Source organism: Pseudomonas sp. 382 (assembly GCF_002759075.1).
Classification (GTDB): domain Bacteria; phylum Pseudomonadota; class Gammaproteobacteria; order Pseudomonadales; family Pseudomonadaceae; genus Aquipseudomonas; species Aquipseudomonas vlassakiae.
In genome coordinates, this window is the sequence record NZ_PEMX01000043.1 from 21,844 (window position 1) to 34,460 (window position 12,617).

9 protein-coding genes and 1 pseudogene are annotated in these 12,617 nt (G+C 63.5%); 5 read left to right on the plus strand and 5 right to left on the minus strand.

The features are described from left to right. Positions 1 to 5: 5 nt before the first annotated feature. The gene (locus CQW31_RS27915; protein WP_099815934.1) at positions 6 to 1,316 is read left to right on the plus strand and encodes an MFS transporter; all 1,311 of its coding nucleotides are present in this window, start codon (positions 6 to 8) and stop codon (positions 1,314 to 1,316) included. Between the two features lie 60 nt (positions 1,317 to 1,376). Then, positions 1,377 to 2,174 (plus strand): IclR family transcriptional regulator, encoded by a 798-nt coding sequence (locus CQW31_RS27920; protein ID WP_054885585.1) that lies wholly within the window; start codon positions 1,377 to 1,379, stop codon positions 2,172 to 2,174. Between the two features lie 255 nt (positions 2,175 to 2,429). On the opposite strand, the gene CQW31_RS27930 is transcribed toward CQW31_RS27920, so the two are convergent. Then, positions 2,430 to 3,680 carry a ribonucleotide-diphosphate reductase subunit beta gene (locus CQW31_RS27930; protein WP_054885584.1) on the minus strand — a complete coding sequence of 417 codons (1,251 nt, stop codon included), beginning with the start codon at positions 3,678 to 3,680 and terminating at the stop codon, positions 2,430 to 2,432. Positions 3,681 to 4,266: 586 nt separating this feature from the next. Next, complete coding sequence (locus CQW31_RS27935) at positions 4,267 to 7,146, minus strand: ribonucleoside-diphosphate reductase subunit alpha (RefSeq protein WP_054885583.1); 2,880 nt, start codon at positions 7,144 to 7,146, stop codon at positions 4,267 to 4,269. Between the two features lie 662 nt (positions 7,147 to 7,808). Here CQW31_RS27935 and CQW31_RS27940 point away from each other — a divergent pair. Together CQW31_RS27940 and CQW31_RS27945 are read left to right on the plus strand one after the other, a co-directional pair. Beyond that, a complete protein-coding gene (locus tag CQW31_RS27940; RefSeq protein WP_054885582.1) occupies positions 7,809 to 8,507 on the plus strand; it encodes a response regulator transcription factor in 699 nt (232 codons plus the stop codon). Next, positions 8,504 to 10,105, plus strand: coding sequence for an ATP-binding protein (locus tag CQW31_RS27945; RefSeq protein ID WP_099815935.1), 1,602 nt, complete (start codon positions 8,504 to 8,506; stop codon positions 10,103 to 10,105). Before CQW31_RS27940 ends, CQW31_RS27945 begins: the two co-directional genes overlap by 4 nt. A gap of 3 nt (positions 10,106 to 10,108) precedes the next feature. Here CQW31_RS27945 and CQW31_RS27950 read toward each other — a convergent pair whose 3' ends face one another. Further along, positions 10,109 to 10,810 (minus strand): 4'-phosphopantetheinyl transferase, encoded by a 702-nt coding sequence (locus CQW31_RS27950; protein WP_054885580.1) that lies wholly within the window; start codon positions 10,808 to 10,810, stop codon positions 10,109 to 10,111. Between the two features lie 65 nt (positions 10,811 to 10,875). Then, complete coding sequence (locus CQW31_RS27955; protein ID WP_099815936.1) at positions 10,876 to 11,670, minus strand: dienelactone hydrolase family protein; 795 nt, start codon at positions 11,668 to 11,670, stop codon at positions 10,876 to 10,878. Positions 11,671 to 11,798: 128 nt separating this feature from the next. On the opposite strand from CQW31_RS27955, the gene CQW31_RS27960 reads away from it, so the two are divergent. Further along, positions 11,799 to 12,404, plus strand: a complete 606-nt coding sequence (locus CQW31_RS27960; protein ID WP_054885578.1) for an outer membrane protein — start codon at positions 11,799 to 11,801, stop codon at positions 12,402 to 12,404. Positions 12,405 to 12,512: 108 nt separating this feature from the next. Here the strand turns inward: CQW31_RS27960 and CQW31_RS31855 are convergent. Continuing rightward, positions 12,513 to 12,617: pseudogene (locus CQW31_RS31855) on the minus strand (IS110 family transposase); the annotation flags it as partial.

Below are 12,617 nucleotides of genomic sequence, written 5' to 3' on the forward strand. Positions count from 1 at the left end.
TTCTCATGCTCCCGCACACCCTCACCGGGCAGGCCACCTTGGTGGCGCCCAGCCGCAAGCGTTTTTTCATCATGGTGCTGCTGTTCATCACAGTGGTGATCAACTACCTGGACCGCAGCAACCTGTCGATCGCCGCGCCTGCCCTGACCAGCGAGCTCGGCATTGACCCGATCCATGTCGGCCTGGTTTTCTCGGCGTTCGGCTGGACCTACGCTGCCACGCAGATCCCTGGTGGTTGGCTGGTCGACCGGGTGCCGCCGCGTATTCTCTACAGCGTGGCGCTGGTGCTGTGGTCGTTGGCCACGGTGATGCTCGGTTTCGCTGCCAGCTTCATCGCGCTGTTCGTGCTGCGCATGGCGGTCGGCGCGTTGGAGGCGCCGGCCTACCCGATCAACAGCCGTGTGGTCACCACCTGGTTCCCCGAGCGCGAGCGGGCCACTGCCATCGGCTTCTACACCTCAGGGCAGTTTGTCGGCCTGGCGTTCCTGACCCCGGTGCTGGCCTGGCTGCAGCATGCGTTCGGCTGGCACATGGTGTTCGTTGCCACTGGTGCGGTCGGTATCCTCTGGGGCGTGATCTGGTACGCGGTGTATCGCGAGCCGCGTGATTTCAAGGGCGCCAACGAAGCCGAGATCGAACTGATCCGCGAGGGCGGTGGGCTGGTGGACATTCAGCACGAGCAGGCCAAGGCCAAGGCCAGTTTCAACTGGGCCGACCTCGGCATCGTGTTGACCAAGCGCAAGCTGTGGGGCATCTACCTCGGCCAGTTCTGCCTGAACTCGACGCTGTGGTTTTTCCTCACCTGGTTCCCGACCTACCTGGTGAAGTACCGCGGCATGGACTTCATCAAGTCCGGCATGCTGGCATCGCTGCCGTTCCTCGCGGCTTTCGTCGGCGTGCTGTGCTCAGGCTTCTTCTCCGACTGGCTGATTCGCCGCGGGTCGAGCGTGGGCTTTGCCCGCAAGCTGCCGATCATCAGCGGCCTGCTGATCTCCACCGCGATCATCGGCGCCAACTTCGTCGACTCGACCCCGCTGGTGATCGCCTTCCTGGCCCTGGCGTTCTTCGGCAACGGCCTGGCCTCGATCACCTGGTCGCTGGTCTCGACCCTCGCCCCGGCGCGCCTGCTCGGGCTGACCGGCGGGGTGTTCAATTTCATCGGCAACCTGTCGGCGATCGTCACCCCGATCGTGATCGGCTTCCTCGCCAGCGGCGATTCGTTCGCCCCGGCGATCACCTACATCGCCGTTCTGGCCCTGTGCGGCGCGCTGTCGTACATCCTGCTGGTGGGCAAGGTCGAACGCATCGAGTTGTAGGCACGCCCTGCGGGCGAACATAATGTTGCCCGCCCACTCGCTCATCGATAAAGGCAGCACATGCTGGAAGACCCCGCAAAAACCGCCCCCACCGGCACCCAGACCCTGCTGCGCGGCCTGGCCGTGGTGCAGGCCGTGGCCGCCGGCGCGCGCGACCTCAAGGACATCGCCCAACACATCGGCACCACCCGCAGCACCACCCACCGGCTGGTCAGCTGCCTGGTGGACGAACGCTACCTGCGCGTGGTGCCTCAGGTTGGTTATCTGCTCGGCCCCAAGCTGATCGAACTGGGCTTTCAGGCCCGCGAAGAGCTGCCCCTGGTGACCCTGGCCGGTCCTTATCTGGATGAGCTGTCGGCGCTGACCGGCGACACCATCCACCTGGCGATCCGCGAAGGCGACGAGGTGCTGTACTTGCACAAGACCCCGGGGCGCAACGGCCCGGAGATGCGCTCGCGGGTCGGCCACCGCATGCCGCTTGCCCGCACCGGCATCGGCAAGGCGCTGATGCTCGACGACACCCCGGCCGAATGGCAGCGCCTGTATGAAACCAGCCTGCCGACGGGTGGCAAGAGCGCGTTCTGGCCGCACCACAGCGAGCAGACCTGGGCGCAGTTCGAGCAGCGCATGGTCGAGTATGTGGAGGGCGGGTATGCCTTCGACCTGGAGGACAACGAACCGTCGATCCGCTGCGTGGCGGCGCCGGTGCGCGATGCCAGCCGCCGGATCGTGGCGGGGATCAGTGTGGCGAGTACGGTGCCGTACATGCCTGAGCAAAAGATGCGTGAGCTGGTGCCGGTCATGAAGGATGTGACGGCTAGGCTGTCCGCCGAGCTCGGCCTGAAGCAACGCGTGTAGGAAGATTCCCCGTACGGTCGTGGTTTGGCGACTTCAGAATAGAACCAATGGCATCCTTCTGGTCACCGTGCTCTCGCGCAACCAGGCGCTCGCCCCAGCCATCAGGGGCCGCATCCCACCTGCCCATCACGCAGCACCGTCACCACCTCGTGGGTCAGCCACCAGCCGTAGTTTGTAGGACACTTCCTGTTCTGATTTCGTAGGCAATAAAAAAGGCTGCCGTTCGGCAGCCTTCTCGATATTCAGCCCGGACGATCAGTCCCAGCTCAGCGCACCACCAGTCTGATACTCGATCACGCGAGTCTCAAAGAAGTTCTTCTCCTTCTTCAAGTCCATGATCTCGCTCATCCATGGGAACGGGTTGGTAGTCCCTGGGTACTCTTCCTTCAGGCCAATCTGGGTCAGGCGACGGTTGGCGATGAACTTGAGGTAGTCCTCCATCATCGCTGCGTTCATGCCCAGCACGCCGCGTGGCATGGTGTCACGGGCGTATTCGATCTCCAGCTGGGTCCCTTGCAGGATCATCTGGGTCGCTTCTTCCTTCATCGCCGCATCCCACAGGTGCGGGTTCTCGATCTTGATCTGGTTGATCACGTCGATACCGAAGTTCAGGTGCATCGACTCGTCACGCAGGATGTACTGGAACTGCTCGGCGACGCCGGTCATCTTGTTGCGGCGGCCCATCGACAGGATCTGGGTGAAGCCGCAGTAGAAGAAGATGCCTTCCAGTACGCAGTAGTAGGCGATCAGGTTGCGCAGCAGCTCTTTGTCGGTTTCGACGGTACCGGTGTTGAATTCCGGGTCGGAGATGGCGCGGGTGTACTTCAGGCCCCAGGCGGCTTTCTTCGCGACCGACGGGATCTCGTGGTACATGTTGAAGATCTCGCCTTCATCCATGCCCAGCGACTCGATGCAGTACTGGTAGGCGTGGGTGTGGATCGCCTCTTCGAAGGCCTGGCGCAGGATGTACTGGCGGCACTCCGGGTTGGTGATCAGGCGGTACACGGCCAGGGCCAGGTTGTTGGCAACCAGCGAGTCGGCGGTGGAGAAGAAGCCGAGGTTGCGCATGACGATGCGGCGCTCGTCTTCGGTCAGGCCATCCATGCTCTTCCACAGGGCGATGTCGGCGGTCATGTTGACCTCTTGCGGCATCCAGTGGTTGGCGCAGCCGTCGAGGTACTTCTGCCAGGCCCAGTCATACTTGAACGGTACCAGCTGGTTGAGGTCGGCGCGGCAGTTGATCATACGTTTTTCGTCAACGGCGACGCGGGCCGAGGAGCCTTCCAGCTCGGCCAGGCCTTCGGCGATGTCGAGGGCGTCGAGGGCGGCCTTGGCACGCTTCACGGCGTCGGAGTCCGAGGCGGTGGCGGCACGGGCTTCCAGGGCGGCGGCACCGCCGGCGCTGTCGAGCTTGTCGAGGGTGGCGGCGGCAGTGGCCTGCGCAGGGGTGTTGCCTTTGGCGGCTACTTCGCCGTCTTCCTTGTCGAATTCGTCCCAGCTCAGCATGGTGATTGGCTCCTGCTTGAGGGTTGCCCTGGGGCAACCGGTTGGATTTTAAGAGTGTGATGCCTGACGCAAGGCCGTTACGGCGAATGGACAGCTCGAGAGGCTGACTCTCGTTACATCGGGTTCGTGCCTGGCCAGGCCTTGGGGAGGGGCCAGGGACGTGAATGGGTGCCCTTTTCAGAGGGGGCGCAGTATAACGGAATTCGCTTTCGATCGGGGCGCGTGTCTTGCGGGCGAGGGTAAATTTTCGACCGGTTTTGTGCGCGTCCGTTCAGGGAATCTCGTGTCGTCTTTTCCGGGGAAGGAGTTTAGCCGCAAACGGCGCGAGACACTACATGTTGTGGGTTTTTATTTTTACATCACAAGATGATGGGTTGCAGAAACCCTTGTGGGAGCGGCCTTGTGTCGCGAAAGGGCCGCGCAGCGGCCCCGGCAATCTCGCACTGGAGCAGAGATCCCGGGGCCGCTGCGCAGCCCTTTCGCGACACAAGGCCGCTCCCACAAGGACAGCATTCCTGTGGGCCATTCTGCGGATACAAAAATGCCGCGAGGGGCACCCATGGGGCACCCCGCGCGGCATCAGGCCTTACTGGCAGGCTTCGCAGTCAGGCTCGTCGATCGCGCAGGCTTTTGGCACTGGCGCTGGGCCAGCTGCCTGGACCGGGGCGCTGTCGCCGCCGCTTGAAACGGCGTTGAGCTTGCCGGTGTTGATGGTCGACTTCTCGGTGCTGGTCGCGGCCAGGGCACGGAGGTAGTAGGTGGTCTTCAGACCACGGTACCAGGCCATGCGGTAGGTCACGTCCAGTTTCTTGCCCGAGGCGCCGGCGATGTACAGGTTCAGCGACTGGGCCTGGTCGATCCACTTCTGGCGACGGGAGGCGGCGTCGACGATCCACTTGGTCTCGACTTCGAACGCGGTGGCGTACAAGTCCTTCAGCTCTTGCGGGATACGCTCGATCTGCTGCACCGAACCGTCGTAGTACTTCAGGTCGTTGATCATCACCGAGTCCCACAGGCCGCGGGCCTTCAGATCGCGGACCAGGTACGGGTTGATCACGGTGAATTCGCCCGACAGGTTCGATTTCACGTACAGGTTCTGGTAGGTCGGCTCGATCGACTGCGACACGCCGGTGATGTTGGCGATGGTCGCGGTTGGCGCGATGGCCATGATGTTCGAGTTACGAATGCCTTTCTGCACGCGGGCACGGACCGGCGCCCAGTCCAGCGACTCTTCCAGGTTGACGTCGATGTACTTCTGGCCACGGGCTTCGATCAGGATCTGTTGCGAATCCAGCGGCAGGATGCCCTTGGACCACAGCGAACCCTGGAACGTCTCGTAGGCGCCACGTTCGTCGGCCAGGTCGCAGGAAGCCTGGATCGCGTAGTAGCTGACCGCTTCCATCGACTTGTCGGCGAACTCGACGGCAGCGTCGGAGCCGTACGGGATGTGCTGCAGGTACAGCGCATCCTGGAAGCCCATGATGCCCAGGCCGACCGGACGGTGCTTGAAGTTCGAGTTACGCGCTTGCGGCACCGAGTAGTAGTTGATGTCGATCACGTTGTCGAGCATGCGCACGGCGGTGTTCACGGTGCGTTGCAGCTTGGCGGTGTCCAGCTTGCCGTCGACGATGTGGTTCGGCAGGTTGATCGAGCCCAGGTTGCAGACCGCGATCTCGTCCTTGTTGGTGTTCAGGGTGATCTCGGTGCACAGGTTCGAGCTGTGGACCACGCCCACGTGCTGCTGCGGCGAACGCAGGTTGCACGGGTCCTTGAAGGTCAGCCACGGGTGGCCGGTCTCGAACAGCATCGACAGCATCTTGCGCCACAGGTCTTTGGCCTGGATGGTCTTGAACACCTTGATCTTGTTGTACTCGGTCAGGGCTTCGTAGTACTCGTAGCGCTCTTCGAAGGCCTTGCCGGTCAGGTCGTGCAGATCAGGCACTTCCGATGGCGAGAACAGGGTCCACTTGCCGTCATCGAAGACGCGCTTCATGAACAGGTCAGGGATCCAGTTGGCGGTGTTCATGTCGTGGGTACGACGGCGGTCATCACCGGTGTTCTTGCGCAGCTCGATGAATTCTTCGATATCGAGGTGCCAGGTTTCCAGGTAGGCACACACGGCGCCTTTGCGCTTGCCACCCTGGTTCACGGCGACGGCGGTGTCGTTGACCACTTTCAGGAACGGCACGACGCCTTGGGATTTGCCGTTGGTGCCCTTGATGTAGGAGCCCAGTGCACGCACAGGGGTCCAGTCGTTGCCCAGGCCACCGGCGAATTTCGACAGCATGGCGTTGTCGTGGATCGCGTGGTAGATGCCCGACAGGTCGTCCGGCACGGTGGTCAGGTAGCAGCTCGACAGCTGTGGACGCAGGGTACCGGCGTTGAACAAGGTCGGGGTCGAAGCCATGTAGTCGAACGACGAGAGCAGGTTGTAGAACTCGATCGCACGGGCTTCTTTGTCTTTCTCTTCCAGCGCCAGGCCCATGGCCACACGCATGAAGAACACCTGAGGCAGCTCGAAGCGCACGCCATCCTTGTGGATGAAGTAACGGTCGTACAGGGTCTGCAGGCCCAGGTAGGTGAACTGCTGGTCGCGCTCGTGGTTGATCGCCTTGCCCAGTTTTTCCAGGTCGAAGTCGGCCAGGGCCGGGTTCAGCAGTTCGAACTCGATACCTTTGGCGACATAGGCCGGCAGGGCCTTGGCGTACAGGTCGGCCATCTCGTGGTGGGTGGCGCTGTCGGCAACGTTGAGGAAGCCCAGGCCTTCGGCGCGCAGGGTGTCCATCAGCAGGCGGGCGGTGACGAACGAGTAGTTCGGCTCACGCTCGACCAGGGTACGGGCGGTCATCACCAGGGCGGTGTTGACGTCCTTGATGGCCACGCCGTCGTACAGGTTCTTCAGGGTTTCGCGCTGGATCAGGTCGCCATCGACTTCGGCCAGGCCTTCGCAGGCTTCGCTGATGATGGTATTCAGGCGCGCCATGTCCAGCGGCGCCAGGCTGCCGTCGGCCAGGGTGATGCGGATGCTTGGGTGCGGCTCGACCACGGCGTCGGTGTGGGCGCGGGTGGCGCGCTCCTTGGCGCGCTGGTCACGGTAGATCACGTAGTCGCGGGCGACTTTCTGCTCGCCGGCACGCATCAGGGCCAGCTCGACCTGGTCCTGGATTTCTTCGATGTGGATGGTGCCACCCGATGGCATGCGACGCTTGAACGTGGCAGTGACCTGCTCGGTCAGGCGCGCGACGGTGTCGTGGATGCGCGACGAGGCAGCGGCGGTGCCGCCTTCAACTGCGAGGAACGCCTTGGTGATGGCCACGGTGATCTTGTCGTCGGTGTAGGGGACGACAGTGCCGTTGCGCTTGATCACGCGCAGTTGGCCCGGAGCGGTGGCGGCCAGATCCTGGTTGGAATCGGCGGCCTGCGGCGCCAAAGCCTGCGGGTTCTCGCGAGTTGTGTCGGTTTGCATGGGTGGGTGTCTCCACAGTTTCTATAGTGTTCAGGCGCCTTTTGGGCGCCCACCGTTCCGTCCACTTGCTCGATGGCCTTGGCGAGGATGCGTCATGCACGCGCATCCACCCGCTCGGGCGTACCGACTTCGGGACAGATCAGGAATAAGGGGCAATAACCTGCCGCTCCCTGGCCGAAGTCAAATGCTCAACGGGATGACCCCGAAGGCTGTTGCTCTCAATGCTTCCGCTGGAGCGGTTTGGCTGATGAAACCACGTAAAGTTCTGCCAGAAATATCGCTTGAATTTCTGCGCTGACTGGTGTTGGTGACGAAAGGTCAACCCCAACATCTAGTGGTTCGTTGCGATAGGGATACAAGATAATGCGGTCTTGGGGGCTTTGCAAGGCAATCGCCTGTGGATAAGTTGTGCGTACTTTGTGAGTGAATAGTGGGTATTCCCTGTAGGCCTTGTGCCAAGAGGTTTGCACTATTTTTCACAGGGCTGCTGCCCGCAGCCACAATTTTTCGGGCGCGCACCCTACCACAAAAAACGGTTCAGTCGAGGCTACCGGCGGGCAGGTTGGCAGTACTGGCGGGCGGCACGTAGTATCCGGGGGTGATGTTGCCTTTTGGTTAAAGGCCGGTACCGACAGAAAAACAATAATCCAAAGGCAGGGGCCATGGACCAACCCAGCAATCGCATCCTCATCGTCGAAGACGACCAGCGCCTGGCCGAACTCACCGCCGAATACCTGCAGGCCAACGGTTACGAGGTTGCCGTCGAGGGCGATGGCGCCCGCGCCGCGCGCCGCATCGTCGACAGCCAACCAGACCTGGTGATCCTCGACCTGATGCTGCCCGGCGAAGACGGGCTGAGCATCTGCCGTCGCGTACGTGGCCAGTACCCCGGCCCGATCCTGATGCTGACGGCCCGCAGCGACGAACTCGATCAGGTCCAGGGGCTGGATCTGGGGGCTGACGACTACGTGTGCAAGCCGGTGCGTCCGCGTTTGCTGCTGGCACGGATCCAGGCCCTGCTGCGGCGCAGTGAAAGCCCAGAGTCCAAGCGCCATGACCTGGCCTTCGGTGCGCTGCGCATCGACAATCGCCTGCGCGAGGCCTGGCTCGGCGCGCAGCAGATCGACCTCACCGGCGCTGAATTCGACCTGCTATGGCTGTTGGCCAGCAACGCCGGGCGGGTGCTGTCGCGTGAGCAGATCTTCACCGCCTTGCGCGGGGTCGGCTACGACGGCCAGGACCGTTCCATCGACGTGCGCATTTCCAGGATTCGCCCCAAGATCGGCGACGACCCGATCCACCCGCGGCTGATCAAGACGCTGCGCAGCAAGGGCTACCTGTTCGTCGGCGATGCCCCATGAACCGCTCGATTTTCCTGCGCATCTACGGCGGCATGCTCGCGGTGCTGGTGCTGGTGGCGCTGCTCGGCGCGCTCAGCCTGCACTGGGTCAACGAAGTGCGCGCGGCCCAGCACCGCGAACGCCTGGCCCAGGGCACGTTCAGCCTGATGGCCGACAACCTGGCGCAGCAGAACGACACCGAGCGCAAGCGCTCGCTGTTGATGTGGGAGCGCTTGCTGGGCGTGCCGCTGGCGCTGCAGCCGATGTCGGCGCGTACCCTCGATGGCGGCCAGCGCGCTCGCCTGAACCGTGGCCTGGTGGTGGTGGAAAAGACCGGGCCACACGCCGCCCAGGTACTGCGCAAGGTCGGCCAGGAGGACCTGATGCTGGTGGCTCAGGTCAAGCAGGTCAGCGAGCAGCTGGCGCGTGCCACGCTTTATCTGCTGGCCGATGAGCTGGTGCGCTATCCGGTGACCGAGCAGCAGCAGCGCCTGGCGGACATCACCCAGAGCAAGGGCTTCGGCTTCGGCGTCGCCCTGCAGCGCATCGAGCGGGTCGGCCTGGACGACGACCAGCGGCGCCGGGTGGAGGAGGGGGATACGGTGATGGCGCTGGGGCGCGATGGTGACTCCATCCGTGTGTTCGCCGGGCTGCCAGGTTCGCCGCTGGTGCTGGAGATCGGTCCGCTCTATCAACTCAACCCTTATCCGCCGCAGTTGCTGATCCTGATTGCCTTTCTTGGCCTTTGCCTCATCGGCCTGGTGGTGTACCTGCTGGTGCGCCAGCTGGAGCGGCGCGTGTCAGGCATGGAAATCGCCGCCACGCGTATCGCCCAAGGCAGCCTGGACACCCGCGTGCCGGCCGGTGATGCCGATTCGGTGGGGCGCCTGGCTGCGGCATTCAATGGCATGGCCGAGCACCTGCAACGTTCGCTGAACATGCAGCGCGAACTGGTGCGTGCGGTGTCGCATGAACTGCGCACCCCGGTGGCACGCCTGCGCTTTGGCCTGGAGATGATCGAAAGTGCGCCCACCGAGCAGGCCCGCGCCAAGCACCTGGCCGGCATGGATGGTGATATCCAGGACCTGGACCAGCTGGTCGACGAAATGCTCACCTATGCGCGGCTGGAGCAGGGCGCCCCGGCGCTGAAGTTCCAGCGGGTCGAACTGGATGCCTTGCTCGATCGGGTGATTGAAGAACTGGCGCCGCTCAACAGCAAGGTCCGTTTACTGCGCGGGGCCTGCCAGGCCAGCGACGGCTGCTGGGTCGAGGCCGAACCGCGCTACCTGCATCGTGCGCTGCAGAATCTGGTGAGCAATGCCTTGCGCCACGCCAGCAGTGAAGTGCGCCTGAGCTACCAGTTGGGCCAGCAGCGTTGCCGCATCGATGTCGAAGACGATGGCCCGGGGATCCCCGAGGGTGTATGGGATCGCATCTTCACCCCCTTCACCCGGCTCGATGACAGTCGCACCCGCGCTTCCGGCGGGCATGGCCTGGGCCTGTCGATCGTGCGGCGGATCATCTACTGGCACGCAGGCCGGGCCACGGTGGGGCGCAGCGAGGCGCTGGGCGGGGCCTGCTTCAGCCTCAGCTGGCCGCGTGAACAGGCTCCGCAGTAAGGCTCAGACGCTGATCAGGCTGAGCAGGTGGCCGTCCTGCAAGCAGAACTGGCCTTCGACTTCGGCGCCGTGTCGCCACTGCGGCGACAGGTCAGTAAGCAGCCGTAAACGCGCCAGGCCATCGGCGGACCACGCCAGCACTTCGGCATGTTCGAAATAGAAGCGCTGCCGGGTCAGCGGGTAGAGGGCCTTGAACAGGCTTTCCTTGAGCGAGAAGGTCAGGGTGACCGTGAGGCCCAGCTGGCCAGGAGCCAGCCGTTCGCGTTCGGCGGGCGTCAGGATCTCGCCCATGAGCCGCTCGGCGCGCTGGTCATCCAGCAGCGCTTCCTGGTCCAGGCCCAGGCCACGGCAGGCGCCCTCGGCAGCGACCACCGCAGCGGCCCAGCCTTTGCCGTGGGTGATCGATCCGTGGATACCCGTGGGCCAGATCGGCGAGCGGTCCTCATGGGTGCCGGGCACGTAGTCGCGGCCATCCAGGCGCTGCAGTGCAGCGCGCGCGCAAACGCGGCCGGCCAGGTACTCGGCCTGGCGCTTGGCCACCGAACGCTGCAGGCTGGGACTGGGCACGATGCCGACGCGCTGGAAGTCATCGGCGGCAAGGTGGGCCGGGTCGAAGGCACAGCTGACCAGCACTGCGCCGGGCAGTGGGCGGGGCAGGGGCCAGTGGTGCTGGAGCGGGGCGCAGCAGGCAGGGAGTGTGTTCATGGCGGGTATTGTGCCAGCCGCGAGGCTTGCGTGGGAGCCGGGGCCGCACGGCGGCCCAGCGAGCTTTACTTGAACACTTGCTTGAAGAACGCCTGCATGTCGGCCCAGGACCGCTTGTCTGCCGCCTCGTTGTAGCCGATGTCAGGCCCGCCATGATCGCCATGGCTCAGGCGGTCTGCATCCGGGTTGGTGAACCCATGCTTGGCCCCCGGGATGCTGACGAACTGGTAGTTGACCTTCGCCGCGTCCATCTCCTTCTTGAAGGCATCCACCTGCTGCGGGGTGACCATGCTGTCAGCCTCCCCGTGCTCGACCAGCAGGTAGGCGCGTACCACACCAGGCTGGGTGACCGGTGTCTGGGTGGCCAGTGCACCATGGAAGCTGACCACGCCATCCAGTCGTGCGCCCCGGCGCGCGGCATCCAGCACCACCTTGCCACCGAAGCAGTAACCGACCGCGCCGAGCTTGTGTCTGTCGGTATAGGGCTGTTTCTTCAGCAGGTCCAAGCCGGCGTCAAAGCGCTTGGCCGATGCCGACGGGTCCTTCATCGCCTCGGCCATGAACGCCTGGGCGTCCTGCGGGTGCTCGGTGTGCTTGCCTTCGCCATACATATCGATGGCCAACGCGCTGTAGCCCAGCGCGGCGAGCTCGCGAGCACGGCGTTTGGCGTAGTCGTTCAGCCCCCACCACTCGTGCACCACCAGCACGCCCGGGCGTTCGCCCTTGACGGCGTCGTCGTAAGCGTAATAGCCGATCAGCGCAGTGCCGTCGGCGTCCTGGTAACGAATCTCGCGGGTCTGCACCGCCGCTTGGGCGAAGGCGGTGCTGCACATCAGAATCAGGGCCAGCAGGGCGCGCATGTTGACTACTCCTTGTTTGCACACGAATCGTTCAGCCGCGGTTCAGTCAGGGTTCAGCCGCGGTTCAGGGCACCCTGCTTACTCTAGCTTCCAGACCGCAACAGCGCATTCAACTGGAGTAAGAAGTCATGAAAACCTTCAACACCCTGCTCGCTGCCATGGCCGTGTGCGCCGCTGGCATGACCACTGCCCAGGCCGCCGATGACACCTTCGCCAGCCTCACCTACGGCCAGACCAGCGACAAAGTACGCAAGTCCGGCCTGCTGCAGAGCAACACCGATCACCTGAACGCCGACGGCATCATCGGCAAGGACGATACCTGGGGTGTGCGACTGGGCAAGATCAATGATCAGGCCCGCTACTACATGACCTATGACAACGTTTCCGGCGACCACAGCGGCTACAAGCTGCGCCAGGAAAACCTGCTCGGCAGCTATGACTTGCTGCTGCCGGTGGGGGACACCACCAAGCTGTTCGGCGGTGGCAGCCTGGGCATGACCAAGCTGACTCAGGATTCGCCGGGCGCCAGCCGGGATACCGACTACGGCTATGCTGTCGGCTTGCAGGCCGGTGTGATCCAGGAAATCACCGACAATGCGTCGATGGAGCTGGGGTATCGCTACCTGCGTACCAATGCTGCTACCGAAGTGGGCGCCAGTGGCGGGCCGAAGGAGGGCACCTTGCGTCTGACCAGCAGTGCTCAGACGTATCTGGCTGCAACCTACAAGTTCTGACCGGCGAGCCGGGTTATTCTGTACCGGCCTCTTCGCAGGGAACCCGCTCCCACAGGGATCGCACAGCTTTCACTACCTGTGCAGTCCCTGTGGGAGATTCTATGGTTTTCAGCAAGCCAGTTTCCCACCTTTGGTGACGTATTCGTCCTGATTTTTCATCAGGGCGAATGCCACCCGCGCGAGCTTTCTAGCCAGGATTACCAGAGCTTGAGT

Bases quoted from the DNA above. Each gene is read 5' to 3' on its own strand.
- CQW31_RS27930 (WP_054885584.1), bottom strand. From the start codon at position 3,680: ATGCTGAGCTGGGACGAATTCGACAAGGAAGACGGCGAAGTAGCCGCC.
- CQW31_RS27920 (WP_054885585.1), top strand. From the start codon at position 1,377: ATGCTGGAAGACCCCGCAAAAACCGCCCCCACCGGCACCCAGACCCTG.
- CQW31_RS27940 (WP_054885582.1), top strand. From the start codon at position 7,809: ATGGACCAACCCAGCAATCGCATCCTCATCGTCGAAGACGACCAGCGC.
- CQW31_RS27950 (WP_054885580.1), bottom strand. From the start codon at position 10,810: ATGAACACACTCCCTGCCTGCTGCGCCCCGCTCCAGCACCACTGGCCC.
- CQW31_RS27960 (WP_054885578.1), top strand. From the start codon at position 11,799: ATGAAAACCTTCAACACCCTGCTCGCTGCCATGGCCGTGTGCGCCGCT.
- CQW31_RS27915 (WP_099815934.1), top strand. From the start codon at position 6: ATGCTCCCGCACACCCTCACCGGGCAGGCCACCTTGGTGGCGCCCAGC.
- CQW31_RS27935 (WP_054885583.1), bottom strand. From the start codon at position 7,146: ATGCAAACCGACACAACTCGCGAGAACCCGCAGGCTTTGGCGCCGCAG.
- CQW31_RS27945 (WP_099815935.1), top strand. From the start codon at position 8,504: ATGAACCGCTCGATTTTCCTGCGCATCTACGGCGGCATGCTCGCGGTG.
- CQW31_RS27955 (WP_099815936.1), bottom strand. From the start codon at position 11,670: ATGCGCGCCCTGCTGGCCCTGATTCTGATGTGCAGCACCGCCTTCGCC.